Annotated in this window: 15 protein-coding genes; 2 read left to right on the plus strand and 13 right to left on the minus strand. The window is 48.5% G+C overall.

Annotation, left to right across the window (positions count from 1 at the left end; all coding sequences use genetic code 11):
• Positions 1–74 precede the first annotated feature (74 nt).
• Together trkA and BN98_RS02890 are read left to right on the plus strand one after the other, a co-directional pair.
• On the plus strand, positions 75–1433 hold the full coding sequence (gene trkA, locus BN98_RS02885) for a Trk system potassium transporter TrkA (RefSeq protein ID WP_019189828.1): 1359 nt from the start codon (positions 75–77) through the stop codon (positions 1431–1433).
• Positions 1433–2896 (plus strand): TrkH family potassium uptake protein, encoded by a 1464-nt coding sequence (locus tag BN98_RS02890; protein ID WP_019189827.1) that lies wholly within the window; start codon positions 1433–1435, stop codon positions 2894–2896. The genes trkA and BN98_RS02890 overlap by 1 nt, the downstream gene beginning before the upstream one ends.
• 162 nt (positions 2897–3058) lie before the next feature.
• On the opposite strand, the gene BN98_RS02895 is transcribed toward BN98_RS02890, so the two are convergent.
• The 13 genes from BN98_RS02895 to gap all read right to left on the minus strand — a co-directional run bounded on the left by BN98_RS02895 (position 3059) and on the right by gap (position 18949).
• Complete coding sequence (locus tag BN98_RS02895) at positions 3059–3427, minus strand: hypothetical protein (protein ID WP_019189826.1); 369 nt, start codon at positions 3425–3427, stop codon at positions 3059–3061.
• 90 nt (positions 3428–3517) lie between these two features.
• The gene (locus BN98_RS02900) at positions 3518–4903 is read right to left on the minus strand and encodes a peptidoglycan D,D-transpeptidase FtsI family protein (RefSeq protein WP_019189825.1); all 1386 of its coding nucleotides are present in this window, start codon (positions 4901–4903) and stop codon (positions 3518–3520) included.
• Complete coding sequence (locus tag BN98_RS02905) at positions 4890–6173, minus strand: FtsW/RodA/SpoVE family cell cycle protein (RefSeq protein ID WP_019189824.1); 1284 nt, start codon at positions 6171–6173, stop codon at positions 4890–4892. The genes BN98_RS02900 and BN98_RS02905 overlap by 14 nt, the downstream gene beginning before the upstream one ends.
• Positions 6163–6669 (minus strand): FHA domain-containing protein, encoded by a 507-nt coding sequence (locus BN98_RS02910; RefSeq protein WP_019189823.1) that lies wholly within the window; start codon positions 6667–6669, stop codon positions 6163–6165. Before BN98_RS02910 ends, BN98_RS02905 begins: the two co-directional genes overlap by 11 nt.
• Before the next feature lie 199 nt (positions 6670–6868).
• Positions 6869–8563 carry a phospho-sugar mutase gene (locus BN98_RS02915; RefSeq protein ID WP_019189822.1) on the minus strand — a complete coding sequence of 565 codons (1695 nt, stop codon included), beginning with the start codon at positions 8561–8563 and terminating at the stop codon, positions 6869–6871.
• A gap of 46 nt (positions 8564–8609) precedes the next feature.
• Positions 8610–10562, minus strand: coding sequence for a type I pullulanase (gene pulA, locus BN98_RS02920; RefSeq protein ID WP_019189821.1), 1953 nt, complete (start codon positions 10560–10562; stop codon positions 8610–8612).
• A gap of 11 nt (positions 10563–10573) precedes the next feature.
• Complete coding sequence (gene glgA / locus BN98_RS02925; RefSeq protein ID WP_019189820.1) at positions 10574–12010, minus strand: glycogen synthase GlgA; 1437 nt, start codon at positions 12008–12010, stop codon at positions 10574–10576.
• 2 nt (positions 12011–12012) lie between these two features.
• Positions 12013–13140 (minus strand): glucose-1-phosphate adenylyltransferase subunit GlgD, encoded by a 1128-nt coding sequence (gene glgD, locus BN98_RS02930; protein ID WP_019189819.1) that lies wholly within the window; start codon positions 13138–13140, stop codon positions 12013–12015.
• Position 13141: 1 nt separating this feature from the next.
• The gene (locus BN98_RS02935; protein WP_019189818.1) at positions 13142–14281 is read right to left on the minus strand and encodes a glucose-1-phosphate adenylyltransferase; all 1140 of its coding nucleotides are present in this window, start codon (positions 14279–14281) and stop codon (positions 13142–13144) included.
• Between the two features lie 269 nt (positions 14282–14550).
• Entirely contained in the window at positions 14551–15864 is a 1314-nt protein-coding gene (gene eno, locus BN98_RS02940; RefSeq protein ID WP_019189817.1) for a phosphopyruvate hydratase, read from the minus strand.
• 33 nt (positions 15865–15897) lie between these two features.
• Positions 15898–16653, minus strand: coding sequence for a triose-phosphate isomerase (gene tpiA / locus BN98_RS08570; RefSeq protein ID WP_019189816.1), 756 nt, complete (start codon positions 16651–16653; stop codon positions 15898–15900).
• 33 nt (positions 16654–16686) lie between these two features.
• Entirely contained in the window at positions 16687–17880 is a 1194-nt protein-coding gene (locus tag BN98_RS08575; protein ID WP_019189815.1) for a phosphoglycerate kinase, read from the minus strand.
• A gap of 64 nt (positions 17881–17944) precedes the next feature.
• Positions 17945–18949, minus strand: coding sequence for a type I glyceraldehyde-3-phosphate dehydrogenase (gene gap, locus BN98_RS02955; RefSeq protein WP_019189814.1), 1005 nt, complete (start codon positions 18947–18949; stop codon positions 17945–17947).
• Positions 18950–19027 lie beyond the last annotated feature (78 nt).

Below are 19027 nucleotides of genomic sequence, written 5' to 3' on the forward strand. Positions count from 1 at the left end.
CGCCCTTTTAGTACACGGAGCAATATCGTTCGGGAAAGCCCGAAGTTATTAAAATCACAAGGTTAGGAGAATCCATGGACATTGTCATTGTCGGCGCCGGTAAAATGGGGCAGGAATTGTGCAGAAGTCTTGCCGATGAAGGCCATAACATTACACTGATCGAAAAAAATGCGGAAATACTGCAATTATTATTAGAAACCTATGATATTACCGGTGTTCTGGGAAATGGTTCGTTTTATGAGGTGCAAACGCAGGCGAACGTCAATACCTGTGACATGTTTATTGCGGTTACCGAGCAGGATGAGGTCAATATTATATCTTGTGTCATCGCAAATCGCATGGGGGCAAAATACACAGTAGCGCGCATTCGCACCCCGGAGTATGCGGAGCATTTGGATTTCTCTTCCAAAAGTCTGGGCATTTCCCTAATGGTAAATCCCGAACGTGAATCCGCGCGAGAAGTATTTCGGACCTTGCAGTTCCCGGCGGCGCTCAGTGTCGAATCTTTTGCCAACGGACAGGTGAGTATGGTGGAATTGTTAGTGACAGAAACCAGTCCCATCTTAGGCATGAATTTAATTGCCTTCCGTAAGCGTTATCCGGGACTCATCACTGCGATCATCCAAGAAAATGATCGATCCGTCATTCCGAGCGGCGAAACGACCTTTAAGGTAGGCCAACACTTCTATGTGTTGGGTGAACACAAGGATCTGCGTCGTCTCTATGCGGATTTAGGCGGTCTCTCCCGCATTAAATCAGTTCTGATCGTCGGTGGCGGACGCATTGCTCGCTATGTATTGGATATGCATCGCAAGACGAGCAAGCATATCAAACTCATCGAATCCAACGAGCTCATTGCCAACGACCTGGCCGAAGAATTTCCGAATATTGAAGTAATTCTCGGCGATGGCACGGATCAGGCTTTGTTGAAGGAGGAAAATATCAATCACTACGATTGCCTCTTAGCCTTAACCGGTATCGATGAAGAGAATATTATTTTATCAATGTTTGCGGCCTCGGAAGGAGTACCGCGCACAATTACAAAGGTGAACCGCTTCGCGCTTCTCCCCATCGCATTCAGCGTCGGCGTGCAGTCCATGATTACGCCAGTTAACCTGGGAGCCACGGCCATCATCCGCTATGTGCGTTCCATTAGCAATGCCTCGCAGAGTTCCAGCATTGAAGCACTCTATCGCGTACGCAACAGCACGGTAGAGATTATGCAATGTTTCGCCCGTTCCACTTTTCAAGCGATCGATATCCCGCTTTCGGATGTCAATTTCCGTGATGGCGTTTTGATTGCATTAATCGTGCGCAACCATACCATCATTATTCCGTCCGGATCGGATACCATACAAACAGGCGATCATGTCCTGGTTGTGTCCAATCACGGCATTGCCACCGAGTTAAACGGGTTTTTACGAGGTGAATAATGAATCATTCCATCACGCGTTACATCATGGGGCGGGTCTATGGCGTTTTTGCCTTGCTTCTGCTCCTGCCTCTTTTTGTGTCTCTACTCTATCGCGAGCCCATCGATGATATAGAAGCCTGGCTTGTCACCATAGGCATCTCGATTTTGCTCTTTCTTATCTTTGGACGAAAAGAGCCGGCGGACACCACGTTTTTTGCCCGTGAGGGCTTGGTCATGTGCGCCTTGCTGTGGCTGAGTTTATCGCTACTTGGCGGATTGCCCTTGTATTTGACAGGCCAGTATCCGAGCCTGGTAGATGCCTTTTTTGAAATTTCTTCCGGTCTTACGACAACGGGTGCCTCCGTTTCGGTCAACATCGAAAGCCTCAGTTATTCGGTGCTGTTTTGGCGCTCTTTCACCCATCTGATCGGCGGCATGGGTGTACTCGTATTCGTCTTAGCATTGACGCCGCATGCTTCCTCCAGTTCCGTGCAGATTGCCAAGGCTGAAATGCCCGGCCCCTCCTTCGGGAAACTGGTAGCCAAGCTTTCGGATACGGCGCGCATCCTGTACGGCATCTATCTTTTTTTAACGGCAATCTTAGTGATTTTTCTGCTGATCGGCGGAATGCCGCTCTTTGATGCACTCTGCCATGCCTTCGGCACCGCCGGCACGGGCGGCTTCGGCATCAAGAATACGTCCATTGCCTACTACCATTCGGCCTATTTGGAATGGGTGCTTGCCATCGGTATGCTTGTTTTTACCGTGAACATCAATCTCTACTATTTCGTTCTCATTGGTCGCGCTAAGGAAATGTTTGACGATGAGGAGTTTCGGTGGTTCTTAGTTTTTTTTGTCGCGCTCTTTGCCGCTCTTATGATTTCTCAATTCTGTCAACCACACCAGCATGGGATGGCTACCACGATCCGTCATTCCTTCTTCTCCCTGTCATCTTTGATGTCGACAACGGGATTTTGTACGGTTGATTTTGCGCAGTGGCCGCTTTTTTCTCGCTTTATATTATTGCTGGCGATGATCATCGGCGGTTGCGGCGGGTCGACGGCCGGCGGCTTTAAAGTATCCCGCGTGGCGATCACGATTAAATCTGCCTTTCGCACGCTGGCGCATACGCGCCATCCGCGCCGCATCGTTCCGCTGCAATTTGATCATAAACCGGTGGATGCCTCATTCCTGCGCCAGCTGCACGGTTACTTAGCCATGTATGTCCTCTGTGCTTTCGGATTGATTTTGATTGTCAGTTTGGATCCGGTGACGGACAGCATGGAAACGGCTATCTCCACGGTACTGGCCACGTTTAATAACGTCGGTCCGGGACTCGGCTATCTGGTAGGTCCGACAGGCAACTATTACGGCTACCATGCGTTGACAAAAATTATGCTCAGCATCGGAATGATAGCCGGACGCTTGGAAATTTGGCCGGTGTTGATTCTCTTCTCCCCGCGTACATGGAAAAAACATTAATTGCGTGTCCGAATAAAACACTACGATCAAAATGGGGCTACCCAAAGCGCAAAAACGTCGGAATTTCAATACACTGAAGCGTTGAAATTCCGACGTTTGAATATTGGCTGTTAGCTATTGGCTATTTGCAGTAAGCGCATTTTGATTACGCCTCGTTTGGCTCTATAAAGCCTTTTCTTTTGAGGTTTGTTCGCCGGATAACGGAGTCGTTTTTGGACTCGTGGAAAACGGCCAACAATAGCGCCAAAGGTCTCGAAGTCCTATACCAACCACGCCCCCCGGCAAGAGTCCTCCAAAATTCGGATTCCAGTGGAGCCATTGATTGCTTAAGGTAAGCGCCATGAGTATCCCATAGACAAGAAGCGTTATATAGTCTCTTTTTTTATAGCAGACAAAAACGCTGTCCACTACGAGAATATACGGAAACGCTAGGCTAAAAAATTCTGAATTTTGCATCACCATCGCGCAAACGTAAGCCACGCCGAGAGCTAAAATATTAACCATCAATAAATTAACTCGTTTACGATCCATGTCATGCTCCTTATTTTTCTTAGTGGACAGCTGTAACTAATTATAAACCTGCAACGCGCTTAACGAAAAGAGCTTAAGCAACAATAAACGTTACTTTTGCAGTGCCAGCTCTAAGATTTTTGCAACAATCGGCATTGCGGCAGCCTGACCGGAGCGTCCGTCATCTTCTACAACAACACAAACCAAAACGCGCGGATTCTCCGCCGGAGCAAAACCGATGGTCCAAGCATTGGTTGAACCGCCACTCGTCTGCGCGGTACCCGTCTTTCCGCCGGCGGCCTGTCCTAAACGATCGGTGAGGCCGATGGCTTTTCCTGTCGCAATAAGATCTTCCTGCAGTATATGTGCGAAGGTGGCATTAATGGTACGATGCACCACAGGTTTTGTTTCTTTCATTTTCTCTCCATTGGGCGCAATATAGTTCTTCACTAAATGTGCCTCCGGTACCTTTCCGCCATTGGCAAAGGCGGCATAGGCAACCGTCATCTGTAACGGCGAGACCAAAAGATTGCCTTGACCAAAGCTGTTGGAGACTTTGAGATTCACATCCATCCCTTCCGTATAGGGTGCCGTGGAGCGGGATGTGGGCAGCACAAAGGGCAGTTCTTCATTGAATCCTACCGATTCTGCAGCTTCACGCAAGATTTTCGGATCCATGTTCTTTGTTTTGTCGATGAAATACACATTGGAGGAATGCATCAGCGCCTCCTTCAAGCCGATCTTTCCATAGGCGGCTTGTCCGGCATTGGTATATTTCTTGCCGTCCACCGTCGTTTCCCCACGGTCGTCATAGGCAAGATCCACGCCTTCCTGCAACAACGCCAGCGCCGTAATGGGTTTCATGACAGAGCCCGGGGTATAAAGTCCCAGCGTTGCCCGCGGAAAGAGAGCGCGATCCTCATTCTCAACCAGTTGACTCCAATGCGCATCCAAGGTGTTTACATCAAAGCTTGGTAACGAGACCATCGCTAAAATTTCTCCCGTGCGGGGGTCCATCGCCACGGCAGCGCCTTTATGGCCTTCCAAAGTGGTGTAAGCGGCGTATTGCAGATCATTATCAATGGTGAGAACTACATCATTGCCGGTGCCTTCATTCAATACCTTGCCCCGCAGCGCTGCAATCGGATTATCCGTGGATAGGTTCAGTAATTGTGTGTTCAGCGCTTTTTCTAAGCCGGTTTTTCCGTATTGTTTGGAATGATAACCGATCACATGCGAATACATATTGGGATGATGCGAGAAGCGATGATAGCCGTTTGCATCTTTTTCGCGTCCTACGATTTCATGACCGTTGCGGTCGTAAAATCTTCCGCGTCCAAAATACGTTTCATCCACCCAGTTACGCATATTTTGCGGATTACTGCGTAAATCCGGCGCTTTAAAAAGCTGAAAAAACACCATATATAACACCAGTCCCAGGAAAAACACCAGAAAAAGACCGATGAGCATAGCTAAACGACGTTTACTTCGTTGCATATCTGCCTCCTTCCTGCATCCAATCCTCGGAACAGGTTTGTAATAAGGCCAGAAGCACAAAGCTCGACAAGAGGGAAGAACCGCCATACGTTAAAAACGGCACGGTTATCCCCGTTAAGGGTATGACCTTAAGAACGCCTGCAAACATGACAATTGCCTGCGAGGCAAAAATAGCGCTCACGGCAACCGCCACCGCGGCATAAAAATCTCTCTCCTGCTGCATGGCAATCTTAAAACCACGATAGAGCAGCAGCACAAAGAGCAGGATCACGCAAATCCCCATGAAAGCACCCATCTCTTCCACGACAGAGGCAAAGATAAAATCCGAGTGCCCCAAGGGAATGCTGTCAGGATGCCCAAGGCCGATGCCCGTTCCAAAGAAGCCGCCTTCCGCGATAGCAAATAAAGCCTGAATAATCTGATAGCCTTTATTATTGAAGTCCTTCCACGGATCCAGCCACATATCAAAACGCACACGCACATGGGAAAATAAATGATACGCCACAAAAAGGCCTACACAGGCCAACAGCAGGTTTATCACCGGCACCCAGCGATGCCGTTCGAAAGCAATCTGCGTAGTCAAAAGCGTTGCAAAAAAGATCGCCGCCGTGCCCAGTTCCTTTTGCAATAAAAACAATCCCAACAGGATATAAACCATAACGGTTAAAGAGATACGGCCCAAAAAAGTCTTCTCATAGTGTTCGTAATTCTTATACCAAGAGGCGATAAACAACACAAAAGGTATTTTCGCAAATTCTGAGGGTTGTACATTGATATTCGCAATCGTAATCCAGTTGCGCGCCCCACGTAAGGTCAGGCCAAACACCAATGTGATGAAGAAAAAGACAAGCGTCACCCCGTAATAGAAGAGCAAGTGCCCTTCCCAAAGCGTATAGGTGCGACGCATGATGAAGTACACGAGGAAAAAGGCTACCAAGCTAGCCAGATAGATCATCAGCTGTCTTTCGCCCCGCCCTGGATCCAAGCGATAAATCATGATAATACCGATGGTGAAAATCATATTGGTAATGAGAAGCAGATACACTTCTTTCTTCGAAACAATCCGCAAGAGAGTTAAAGATAACAGAGAAACGACCAAAAGTCCCGCGCCGAACAACAAAGACCTTTCACTGAGTTTCTTGATCTGAAACGTATAGACCAAAAATACGGTCAAAAACTGGAACAAAAACAGAAGCCATTTCGTATTGGAAAAAGCCATCTTCGCCCGCCGGTTATCCGGTGCAGACGGTTGAAAAAGATTAATTTTCATGATCCGCCTCGTTCAGAAATACAAAATGGATGCCGCCAAGCGCCACCATATCCCTGGAATGCAGCTCAACCGGCTGCGTCACGACCTCATCATTCACCTGCGTCGGGTTCGTGGCCTTCAAATCGTCAATTAGAAAATGGCCCCCGTTTTGGACAATCACTGCCTGATGCTTACTCATCTGCCGATCTTTAATGACAATCGTATTGTCGTCCGCACGGCCGATCGAGGTATTGTCGGAAAGAAAATATTCCTCACGCACCGGAAAATCAAAGTCAGCCGGATTGCTCAAAAGCTTTAACGAAGCGGCGCGCACAGAGCGCTGCCGCATGGTGGAACGAATGTCCATCGTAATCATGCGCACAATACGACTGATAAATACCAATACAATCAACACAAAGATAAATTTCAATATGGTAGACACAATCATATAAAGCGTTACTTTTCCGAAGAGTTGCGTGAAAAACAGCGCTTCCATTGCATTAAAAAAACCGTCCATAGTTGCCTCCTGCCTAGCTTGAGTATACCATAGCCCACGAATCGTATGAAAATCATACTAAGGTTGATCTGTGGAGAAACTTTGTGTAACAAAATATCCGTTCAGCAATGCGCAATCGCTAAGCCTTAACCAATGGCATACGACGAATAACCGAAAAAGGCGACCCGACGGGCCGCCTTTTTAACTACTTTGCGTTTTCTTACTTCACCGCATTCATCTGTGCGGAAACCAGCTCTGTAATTTCTTCACAGATAGCATCTGCCTTAGTCTGACTCTCTCCCACCGAATAGACATAAAGTTTAATCTTCGGTTCCGTACCGGATGGACGAATGGCCAGCCAGCTTTCATCATCCAATTCATATTTCAAAACATTCGACTTTGGAAGACCGGTGTTATCCTTCAAATAGTCCGTTACCCGTACTACCTTACGATCGCCGATATCCGTGAGGCCTTCGGCACGGAAGACATCCATGATGCGGCCGATCAGAGCCTGTCCATCGGCTCCCTCTTTGACAATGGAAATCAATTTATTGCCGTAATAACCGTATTCGTCATAAATGTCGTCTAAGACTTGCAGCAGATTTTTGCCTTGCGACTGTTTATAAAAGGCTGCCGCTTCCACCAAAAGCATGGCAGAAGAAACCGCGTCCTTGTCACGTACAAAGGGGCCATGATTATAACCGATGCTCTCTTCATAGCCGAACACAAAGCTGTGCTCATGCGTGGTATCCCAGTCATTAACCGGAGCGGCAATATTTTTAAAGCCGGTTAGCACATCATATAAAGCCAAGCCGTATTTTTTCGTAATTTTGCGTGCGATGTCGCCGGTTACGATGGATTTAATCACAGCACCGTCTTTCGGAAGGGTGCCTGTGGCGGCCATTTCAGAAACAATATAATGTGTAAGGATTGCTCCTAAATGATTGCCGTTGATAAACTGGTAACTGCCGTCTTTGCGACGCACTTCCAACGCCAAACGATCAGAATCGGGATCTGAAGCGATCAGAAATTCGGCATTTACCTCTTTGCCCTTCTTCTCTGCTAAGCGGAAACATTCCGGGCGTTCAGGGTTAGGATAACCGGTTGTTTTGAAGTCCGGATCCGGTTCCAGCTCCTCTTCGACTAGGGCCATGCCCGTAAAACCACGACGCTTTAAGACGGTACGAATGGGAATATTGCCGCAACCGTTTAACGGTGTGTACACAAAGGAAAGACTCTTGTCGATATCGTCATGAATGGAAAGCGCCAATACCTTTTCCAGATAGCCGGCCATCAGGGAAGGATCGATGTATGAGATCATGCCGGATTCCAGCCCCTCTTCAAAGGGGATGCGCTTGACCACGCCGTCCTTTTCGGTTTCATGAATCTTAGCCTCAATGGCTTCCGCCCAGTCATCCAGTATTTGTGAACCGGCAGTGCCGTATGCCTTATAGCCGTTGTATTCTCTCGGATTGTGCGAGGCCGTCACCATGACGCCGGCAAATGCGCCCAGCTCACGAACGGTGTAGGACAATACTGGGGTCGGAACAATCGTCTTATGAATGGACACTTTAATCCCATGTGCCGCAAAAATTTCTGCCGCCAGACGAGAAAATTCCAGAGACATATGACGCACATCGTAACCGATGGCAACGCCCTTCCGGCATGCCTCTTCCCCCTTTTCCTCAATCATACGCGCAAAGCCTTCCGTGGCATTGCCCACAGTAATCCGATTCATGCGATTGGTGCCGGCGCCTAATTTGCCGCGCAGTCCTGCGGTTCCAAAATGCAAGGATTGATAGAAGCGATCCTTGATTTCCTCTTCCTTACCGGCGATAGCACGTAACTCTTCCTTTAACGAAGCGTCCACCTTTTCATCCGAAAGCCATTGCTTATAGATTTTATGATAGTCCACTGTCTCCTCCTTTTTCCCATTCCGCCGATGTATTTCTCCAAAACCATCAGTACAGCACTTCGACTTCGAAAACCAGCATGGAAATGGGTTCTAATTGTAAATGAATGCCTGCTCTGCGATCCAACTCGACACGATTCGAACGCGTCCGTCCAAAGCGATCAAAAACCCTTTGCACGCACAAGCGCTCGGCGTGTAAGGCATCAAAAAGCACCGTCGTGTCCGCATCCAGATTCCACCATCCGCTGTGATACACCGTAACGAGATACTTTCTTTCGCTAAGATCCCCTCTCTGATAGACCATGCCTATCACTGACGGATGTTTAATACCCAAAATATGCACGCGCTGTGCAACGTCTTCCTTCGAACGAAGACGAAAAACCGGATAGGCTTTACGCAGCGCAATGAGATCCTGTACATAATGAAACAGATCCCGATGCTTCGCCTTTTCCCTCCAATCGATGCCATTAACCAGATAGGGGGCACGATAGGAATTATCCAACATGGCTTTACTGCGTCGAAATTCATTGCCGGCATGAAAAAAGGGAATCCCCTCAGCCGTAAGTAAAAAGCCGAAAGCCAACCGTGTCATCGCTTCATTGTGTTCCCGATTCCCGAGTGATAGCGAAAGCTTATCTTCCAAAATCAGATTATCATGCGCACTGAAGTAATTCAGCGAATGAATCGGATCTTTGGCGCCCCCATTATACGCCTTGGAATACCGTATCGAGCCTAAGAGACCAACCTCTGCCCATTGCTTAGCTTCGGTATTGCCTTGCACAAAGCCGCGCGAGGCTCCATTAATATCCCCGCACAAGGCATCCCGGAAACGCGCGTTAAAGAGCGCAAAATTCGCGTTATTTTGCGTTCCCCACGTTGTGCGTTCTTCTTCGGGTAAAGGTGTCGGCGCTCCGTACCACGGTTCCCCGTAGATAAGCGCATAGGGATTCTCACGACGCAGTCTCTCCATGAGCAGGCGCACGGTCGTTTGATCCAGAAGTGCCATTAGGTCAAAACGAAAACCATCAATCTTATATTCCTTTTGCCAATACGACAGTGATTCCAGTATAAACTTGCGCACCATGATGCGTTCCGAAGCAATTTCGTTGCCCACCCCGGAGCCATTTGCAAACGCACCGTCTACCTTTCGATAGTAATAATCCGGGACCAGCTGATTCCATTCGGAATCTTCGGTACGATAGGTATGGTTATACACGACGTCCATCACCACACCGATGTCCGCTTCGTGCAGCGCCTGTATCATCGCTTTTAGTTCGCGAATGCGCACTGTCGGATCATAGGGATCCGTGGCATAAGAGCCTTCCGGCACGTTAAAGAGATGCGGATCATAGCCCCAATTGTAGTTATCCTCCGCACCAACACGTTCCGGTCTTTCGTCCACCGTGAAGTTTTTAAAGATCGGCATCAGGTGTACATGTGTAACGCCCAGCGCTTTCAGATGACCAATGCCCGTCTCAATCGCATGATACGAGCTATTTTCAGTTACCCCGAGATATTTGCCGCGATACCGCGCCCCGCTGGTGGTACTGAAGCTGTAATCGCCCACGTGCATTTCACAAATGATCGCATCGGCCGGAGAAATTTTGACATACGAAGTATCCCGAAAGCCCGGCGGATCCGTCTCGGATAAGTCCACAATGGCACTACGTCGGCCATTGATGGAGCAAGAAACAGAATAGGGATCGACCACTTCCTTCCCCTGTACCTCGAACGTATAAAAAGCGCCCTTCCAATCTCCCGGGACGATTGCCGTATAGACGCCGTCCACATTCTCCATTGGGATATTGGCCACCGCTTCGCCATCGTCGGAAGTATAGAGGCGCAGGGTAACCGAAGGCTGCGTCGGCGCCCAGACACGAAAGGATGTCTCTTCATGAGAATAATGCGCACCGAAATGTGCCGTTCGCGCCGTTATCGTAGGAATCCATGCCTTTTCATTTTTCGTCTCTTCCAAAAGGGTTGTGTTGTCAACAATCGTCATAGACGGTCCATTCATTGTCCAAAGGGATTTAGCGATTCATACAGTTTCAGATACTTACGGCTTGATGCATCCCAACTGAGATCCTTGGCCATGCCGTTTTTCTGCAACATGCTAAAATCTTCCGGGGCATCACGATAAACGCGCAACGCACGCTGCATCGTAAAGAGCAAATCGTGTGCATTTACATTGGAAAAGCTGAAACCGTCGCCACTCTTCTCGTATTGATTATAGGGCTCTACAGAATCGCGCAGTCCGCCGGCTTCCCGTACAATCGGTACACAACCGTAACGCATCGCAATCATCTGGGATAGACCGCATGGTTCGATCATGGAGGGCATTAAGAACATATCCGCACCCGCATAAACTTCATGGCTCTCTCGCGTTGAAAAGTGCATGCGTGCTGCCAGCTTTTTCGGATATCGCTTCGCGAAATAGCGAAACATTTCTTCATATGTGTCATCGCCTGTACCTACGACCACGAGTTGGACGTCTTCCTGCAAAAACTCCTCGAGAATATAACGAACCAGATCTAACCCCTTCATGGCGTTCAAACGGCTTACCGTGCCGATCAGCGGTACGTCCTTTTCCGGAAGACCTGTTTTTTTCTGCAAGGCGCGTTTGTTTTTCTTACGCTTCTCCAAAGAAGCAATATCATAACGCGATGCAATCATAGTATCCGTGGCCGGATTCCAAACCTCTTGATCGATACCGTTTAAAATGCCGGATATCTTCCAGGAATAGGCATTAATGACATTCTGCAGGCCTTCTGCAAAAAATGGATAATGAATTTCTTCCGCATAGGTTTCCGAAACCGTGTTCACTTTTGTCGCATGAACGATGGCGGCTTTCATAAAGTTGATCGATTCATAAAACTTCATATCGTAGTCCGAATAGTAGGCAGGATCCAAATTCGTCCAGAAAAAGAGCTCCGGCGAAAATTGTCCTTGATACTTCAGATTGTGAATCGTATAGAGTGAACGCATTTCGCGATAAAAGGCATCACCACGGCGAAAGTCATTGAGATATACGGGTGCCAGGCCTGCATGCCAGTCGTTCGCATGAATCACGTCGACCTTCCAATCCAAAACACGCGGCAAGCGCACCGCCGCTTTTGAAAAGAAAATAAAGCGTTCCCCGTCATCGTACTGGCCGTAAATTTCCGGTCGTTTGAAGTAATATTCATTATCTAAAAAATAGTACGTTGCGCCATTATACGACAGTTCATATACGCCGCAGTACTCATTCTTCCAGCCGACGCTCACGGCATACTCTGCCACACGGCGCATCTTTTTTCGATACACGTCTTCAATTTGTGCGTAGAGTGGAAGCACCACGCGGCAGTCGCATCCCAACTGATTTAATGCTTTCGGCAAGGAAGCTGCCACATCGGCCAAACCGCCGGTCTTAATAAACGGTGCTGCTTCCGCCGCCACATACAAAATTTTCATAATTACCTCGAAATCACTTCTTTCTTGCCCACTACGAAGGGGTGTGCATACGCACCGGCAAGGGTAACACCCGTTTCAATGACAGCCTGTTTATCCGTAATAGTGTTAACCACCACGGCATCGGCGCCCACGGTCGTATTCTCATTTAAGATGCTGTTTCGAACGATTGCGCCTTTCTTCACATGTACGCCACGGAAAAGAATGGAATTTTCGACCTGCCCTTCGACCATGCAGCCATTAGCAACCAAGCTATTGTGGACATGGGCCGTATCCGAATACAGCGTAGACGGCTCATCCTTTGATTTCGTGTAAATCATATTGTCACGGTAGAAGATTTCCTGATACAAATTCTGGTCCAACAACGACATATTCGCCTGGAAATAGGAATAGATATCATGAATTACCAACACCGGGGCTGTGACCTCATATACGCCGATATTCAGACGATTCTTTTCATTATTGATGGCTTCAATGAGCGTCGTGGCCGAGCCGCGTTCCAAAGAACGCTTCACCAGATCCACAAATACGGATCGTTTGATAAACAGGCGCTCCAAGTAGAGCGGAAAAGCCGCATTGGTACCAAGGTTGATGCCCATGTTGATGAATTCATGATTCTCATCAAGAATCAGCTTTTTCATATTCGTATAGAGACCTTCGTGATCCTCCATATTTTTATAGAACAGCATAACATCGTCATCCTGTTCCAAAAAACGCTGATAGGCTTCCTCCAAATCCGCTTTTGTGATCATCATGGGGTTCATGATATGCACATTGGCCCCATTCGATTCCTCAAAAAAGGGAATTGCATCATAATAGGTCTGAATCACTGAGGGATGATGTTCCCACGTTTTACTCGGCGGGTTGATGAACAAGCCGTTATTGCGGCGATTCATTTCCCAATTCTTTCCATCGCCCACATGATCCAATGTGGAGCGGATATTGTTGCCGCCAAAGAGCATGACGCGCGACATGCTATAATTAGAGAGTGCCGACAGTGCAAAGTCGATAATACGATACCGTCCACCAAAAGGAATCATGTAATCGGGACGGCTTTCGGACAGAGCACCAAAATCACGATTGTCACTGTACCCACCGTAATTAGAATTAATAATACCGATACAATCTTTCATGCTACTCCTCCGTCACGTTTCCGTCCGCAACCAGATAGACAGCGCCGGAAGTGTCTTCTCCGATCTCCTGCCCTGCTCGGATCACTTCATTTTCCCCTACAACGGCGTGGACGACCTTTGCGCCCTTTTGAATCACGCTGCCCGACAGAATGACGCTGTCACGTACTTCCGCGCCCTCTTCCACTGTGACGTTGGTAAAGAGCACGCAATGTTGTACTTTGCCATAGACGCGGCAAGCTTCGTTTACAAGGGAATTAGAAACCTCGGCTTCCTGTGCGATAAAGTGCGGGGGTAAATTCTTCGCCGACGTATAAATGCGCCAGTTTTTCTCGTAAATGTTCAGGCCATTGTTCGGGTCAATCATGTCCAAATTGGCTTCCCAATAGCTTTTAATGGTGCCAACATCCTTCCAGTATCCTTTAAAGCGATACACATAAAGGGGCATTTGCGCTTTAAGCATCTTCGGAATAATGTCATGGCCGAAATCATACGTGGAATTTTTATCCTTGTAGTCCTCGATCAACGCTTTGCGCAATGTGGGCCAATTAAAGATGTAAATGCCCATGGATGCCAGATTGCTCTTTGGTTTCGCCGGCTTCTCTTCGAATTCAATAATGCGATCCTCTTCATCGGTATTCATGATCCCGAAGCGTGGCGCTTCGTCCCAAGGCACTTCCATGACGGCAATCGTCGCCTCGGCGCCCTTACGAATATGCACATCCAGCAATTCGTTGTAATTCATTTTGTAAATATGATCCCCGGACAAAATCAATACGTATTTGGGGTTTAAATTGTCCAAATAGGTCATGTTTTCATAGATGGCATTGGCTGTACCGTCGTACCACCGGCCCCCTTCCTCCGAATAAAACGGAGATAAAAGACGTAAACCACCGTAGGTTCTGTCATAGTCCCAAGCCGCACCGATACCGATGTGCTCATTCAAGCGAAATGGCTTATATTGCGTCAGAATGCCGATATCGTGAATGTCCGAATTCGTTGCGTTACTCAGTGCAAAGTCGATAATACGATATTTACCGCCGAAGGGTACTGCCGGTTTTGCCGTGTTCCGGGTCAACGCTTTCAGTCTGGAGCCCTGTCCGCCGGCCAATAGCATGCAGACCATGCCGCTTTGATTTCTCATTCTTGCTACCTCCTTTGTCGGCCGAAATAGGTTGAGGATTTGCAAAACGTTATCCTTTCTCTTATTTTATCATTCTATCCGCCTTCTGGGGCTCAATTTTCTCTTGCGATCTCTATTTGTTCTTCTATTTTTTCAGGATTTACTGAAAATTAACGGGTTATTTCGAGCTTTATCATGAAAACGACTGCCTACAAACACCGGTTTTAAATTTTACACAAAAAGAGCCGACCCTACGGCCGGCTCTTTTCTCAGCAATTCTGTTATCGAAATTATTCTTCTTCGGTTTTGGAAATATTATAAAAAGCGTCCATGCCCGGATAAACTGCATCATCGCCAAACATATCCTCGATGCGCAGTAGCTGATTGTACTTGGCCACGCGATCTGTACGGCTCGGCGCACCTGTTTTAATCTGACCGGCATTGGTGGCAACCACGAGATCTGCAATGGTCGTATCTTCGGTTTCTCCGGAGCGATGCGAAACGATCGCCGTATAGCCGGCGCGTTTGGCCATCTCGATGGCATCCAAGGTCTCTGTCAAAGTGCCGATCTGGTTCACTTTAATGAGAATCGCATTGGCAACATGCATGTCAATTCCTTTGGCTAGACGCTCGGTGTTCGTGACAAAGAGATCATCGCCGACCAACTGAACCTTCTTGCCAAGACGTGCGGTCAATTTTTTCCAGCCATCCCAGTCCTCTTCTGCTAAACCGTCCTCAATGGAGACAATCGGATATTTTTCAACCCATTCTTCGTACATGGCAATCATTTCATCCGTTGTCTTAAATTGATCGGTTTTCCAGAAGTAATAGCCTTCCTTGCCGATTTTTTTAGCTTCTTCATAAAGTTCCGTAGAGGCAGGATCCATGGCAATCATGAAGTCGCGTCCCGGTTCGAAGCCGGCAGCGCGAATGGCTTTGACCAAGTATTGCAATGGCTCTTCATCGTTCTTGAAGTTCGGTGCAAAGCCACCCTCATCACCAACGGCGGTCGGATGACCGTCCTCTGCCAAAACGCGCTTGAGCGTATGGAATACTTCTGCTGCCGATTGCAGAGCGTCCGACCAGGTCGCCGCACCTACCGGCATAATCATATATTCTTGGAAACTTACGGAGTTATCCGCATGCTTTCCGCCGTTAATCACGTTCATCATCGGCACGGGCAAGGTTTTGGCGTTCACACCGCCAATGTAACTGTAAAGCGGCATGCCGTATTCGTCGGCAGCGGCACGGGCACAGGCCAGGGATACGCCCAAGATCGCATTGGCACCAAAATTCGCCTTATTCGGTGTACCGTCCGCTGTAATCATGGCATGATCAATTCCCACCTGATCCGTCACCTCCCAGCCTTCCAGCAGGGTGGCAATTTCATCGTTTACATTGTCGACTGCGTTTAAAACGCCCTTGCCGCCAAATGCCTTTTCGCCATCACGCAATTCCACCGCCTCAAAGGCACCGGTCGAGGCGCCCGACGGAACGATGGCGCGTCCAAAACCGCCGAGTTCGGTCGTCACTTCCACCTCGACCGTCGGATTGCCGCGAGAATCGAGGACTTGACGAGCATAAACATCAATAATTTGGGACATAAGAATCTCCTTTCCGATATCCAATCTTTGGGCTTAATCGATACGATAATTGACCAGGCTGATGAAGCTTGCTGCTTCCAAACTGGCGCCGCCCACTAAGGCACCGTCGATATCTTCCTGTTCCATGATGGCCTTAATGTTCTCCGGTTTCACGGAACCGCCATAAAGAATACGGACCGCATCACCTGCTGCTTTGGAAAGTATGCTTGAAACCTGCTGACGAATGAAGTTTGCCATCTCTTGCGCATCCTCTTCTGAAGCCGACTTTCCGGTTCCGATAGCCCAAATCGGTTCATACGCAATGACCAACGATTCAAGATCCTTGGGGCTCAATCCCTGTAACGCGGATAGCAGCTGTCCCTGCACTTTTTCTTCTTGTTTGCCGGCTTCGCGCTCTTCAAGCGTTTCACCCACACAGAGAATCGGGCGGATGCCGGCCTTCAGAGCCGCTTCAACTTTCTTCTGAATCATTTCGTCGGTTTCGCCAAAAATGCCGCGGCGCTCCGAATGTCCAAGAATTACGTATTCCACTTGTAAATCTTTCAGCATGGAAGCCGAAATTTCGCCGGTGAATGCGCCATGATCCTCATAGTACATATTCTGAGCGCCCAGATGCAGCTGAGAATCATCCAAGACTTCGTTTACCGCCTGCAGATCAATCGCCGGCACACAAATCAGTGCCTCTACAGCGTCATCCAACTGAATGGAATCAATTTGACGAGCCAGCATCTGCGCCTGATACGGCGTTTTGTTCATTTTCCAGTTGCCGGCAATCAGAGACTTACGCATCATTCCCTCCTTCTTCTTTTTTCTACTCCTCGACTAGCGATCCGTAATGGCCGCAATGCCGGGCAGTTCTTTGCCTTCCAGAAATTCCAGCGATGCACCGCCACCGGTAGAGACATGCGTCATTTGCTCTTTATAACCGGCTTGTTCCACTGCTGCAGCGCTGTCTCCGCCACCGATAATCGTGGTGCCTTGGCATTCGGCCATCGCTTTCGCCAGTGCAAGGGTGCCGTTTGAAAATTCCTTGATCTCAAATACGCCCATGGGACCGTTCCAAACCACTGTTTTGGCTTCTTTTACGATACTCGTGAATGTTTTTATTGTTTCCGGCCCGATGTCTAAGGACATTTTATCCGCAGGGATCGCATCAATGGAGACAATGGCTGTCTTCTGATTTTCCGCTACCGCATCGGCAATCACACCATCTGTCGGCAGTTCCACGCGCACGCCCTTTTCCTTCGCACGGTGCAATAAATCCTTAGCAAGCTCCAACTTATCCGCTTCGAGAAGAGACGTACCGATCTCCTTGCCCATCGCCTTCAGGAAAGTATAAGCCATGCCGCCGCCGATCAGAATGGTATCTACCTTATCCAACAAATTTTCAATAACGCCGATTTTATCCGACACCTTAGCGCCACCCAGGATCGCAACAAACGGATGCTTGGGATCCTGCAGAGCTTCGCCCATGATATCCACTTCCTTTTGCACCAACAGGCCCAGCGCCGACGGCAACAGAGCCGCTACGCCGACGTTTGAACTGTGCGCGCGATGGCAAGTCGCAAAGGCATCGTTGACGAAAATATCCGCTAAAGAAGCCAAGTCTTTGGAAAAAGCAGGATCATTCTTGGTCTCTCCGGAAACAAAGCGCGTGTTTTCGAGAAGTGCCACTTCTCCGCCCTTCAATGCTGCTGCCGCTTGTTTCACAGAGGCATCCACCACCGTTTCGGAAGCCAAGAAATGAACTTTTTGGCCCAAAAGCTCTTCCAAACGTTCCGCCACAGGGCGCAACGTAAATTTTGCTTCCGGTCCTTTCGGACGGCCCAAATGGCTCATAAGAATCACGGTAGCGTTCTGCTTAAGCAATTGACGGATGGTCGGCAGAGCCGCTACAATACGCGAATCATCAACAATATGTCCTGTGCCGTCTTTCGTTTGCGGAACGTTGAAATCCACGCGAACCAGAACTTTCTTATCGGTAAAATCATAATCTTTTAATGTTTTCTTTGCCATTACCGCTCCTTTGTCGCAACGTTAAAAAAGGCGAGGAAGCTTCCGCCTCCTCGCCGATGTTTTGTTATTTCGCCAGTTCTGCGAAGTACTTGAGGGTACGGACCATGTTGCTGGTGAAGCCCATTTCATTGTCATACCAAGAGCAAGTCTTGACGATTTGCTTTCCATCAGGACCTTCCACCACGTTGGTGAGTGTAGCATCGAAAATGGAAGGTACGGGAACGCCGATAATATCGGAGCTGACAATTTCATCTTCGTTGTAACGGAACCACTCCGCCTCGCGTTCTTTCATAGCCGCATTCACTTCGTCCACGGTCACTTTCTTGTTAAGCACGGAATAGAGCTCCACGATGGAACCGGTGATGACCGGTACGCGAAGGGCGCTACCATCGATACGTCCGCTCAATGCCGGAATAACCTTACCGATAGCCTTAGCGGCACCCGTTGTAGCCGGAATCGTGTTCGCAGCGCCGGCACGGCTCTTACGTCCGCCCGGAGCATCCTGCATGCGCTGTGTTGAGGTATAGCCGTGAATCGTGGACATAATGGAGTGATCCACGCCAAAGGCTTCATTCAAAGCATTCACCATCGGCGCAAGGCAGTTCGTGGTGCAGGAGGCAGCAGAAACAATGCGATCTTCATCTTCCAAGCTCTTATGGTTAACGCCATAAACAATCATCTTGACGCCTTCCCCTTTAGCCGGAGCGGAAATCAAAACACGCTTTGCGCCGGCATCCAGATGAGCCTGTGATTTTTCTTTCGAGGTATAGAATCCGGTGCACTCCAGAACGAAGTCCACGCCCAATTCTTTCCATGGCAAATCTGCCGCATTCTTTTCAGCGTAGCAACGAATCTCGTGCCCTTCAACGATCAGACTGTCTCCTTTTAAAGAAACCTCATACGGGAAAGCTCCCTGTGCCGTATCGTATTTTAATAAATACAGAAGATCTTTGTTATCGGTCAGGTCATTGATTGCGACCACTTCCAATTCCGGGGCATTGCGCAACATTTCACGCAAAGCAAGACGTCCGATGCGTCCAAAACCGTTAATAGCAACTTTTGTAGCCATGTTTCCTCCTGTTCTCACCCACCGGGGCGGGTATGACGAGCCAACTATTCGTTTACTACCCTATTTTATTGTATTTAG

The organism is Levyella massiliensis (assembly GCF_000308275.2).
Classification (GTDB): Bacteria; Bacillota; Clostridia; order Tissierellales; family Peptoniphilaceae; genus Murdochiella; species Murdochiella massiliensis_A.

What these genes read in the sequence shown, in the direction of transcription:
- eno (WP_019189817.1), bottom strand. Translation starts at nt 15,864, where the DNA reads ATGTCCCAAATTATTGATGTTTATGCTCGTCAAGTCCTCGATTCTCGC.
- gap (WP_019189814.1), bottom strand. Translation starts at nt 18,949, where the DNA reads ATGGCTACAAAAGTTGCTATTAACGGTTTTGGACGCATCGGACGTCTT.
- tpiA (WP_019189816.1), bottom strand. Translation starts at nt 16,653, where the DNA reads ATGCGTAAGTCTCTGATTGCCGGCAACTGGAAAATGAACAAAACGCCG.
- glgA (WP_019189820.1), bottom strand. Translation starts at nt 12,010, where the DNA reads ATGAAAATTTTGTATGTGGCGGCGGAAGCAGCACCGTTTATTAAGACC.
- pulA (WP_019189821.1), bottom strand. Translation starts at nt 10,562, where the DNA reads ATGACGATTGTTGACAACACAACCCTTTTGGAAGAGACGAAAAATGAA.
- BN98_RS02905 (WP_019189824.1), bottom strand. Translation starts at nt 6,173, where the DNA reads ATGAAAATTAATCTTTTTCAACCGTCTGCACCGGATAACCGGCGGGCG.
- BN98_RS02935 (WP_019189818.1), bottom strand. Translation starts at nt 14,281, where the DNA reads ATGAGAAATCAAAGCGGCATGGTCTGCATGCTATTGGCCGGCGGACAG.
- trkA (WP_019189828.1), top strand. Translation starts at nt 75, where the DNA reads ATGGACATTGTCATTGTCGGCGCCGGTAAAATGGGGCAGGAATTGTGC.
- BN98_RS02895 (WP_019189826.1), bottom strand. Translation starts at nt 3,427, where the DNA reads ATGGATCGTAAACGAGTTAATTTATTGATGGTTAATATTTTAGCTCTC.
- BN98_RS02890 (WP_019189827.1), top strand. Translation starts at nt 1,433, where the DNA reads ATGAATCATTCCATCACGCGTTACATCATGGGGCGGGTCTATGGCGTT.
- BN98_RS08575 (WP_019189815.1), bottom strand. Translation starts at nt 17,880, where the DNA reads ATGGCAAAGAAAACATTAAAAGATTATGATTTTACCGATAAGAAAGTT.
- glgD (WP_019189819.1), bottom strand. Translation starts at nt 13,140, where the DNA reads ATGAAAGATTGTATCGGTATTATTAATTCTAATTACGGTGGGTACAGT.
- BN98_RS02900 (WP_019189825.1), bottom strand. Translation starts at nt 4,903, where the DNA reads ATGCAACGAAGTAAACGTCGTTTAGCTATGCTCATCGGTCTTTTTCTG.
- BN98_RS02910 (WP_019189823.1), bottom strand. Translation starts at nt 6,669, where the DNA reads ATGGACGGTTTTTTTAATGCAATGGAAGCGCTGTTTTTCACGCAACTC.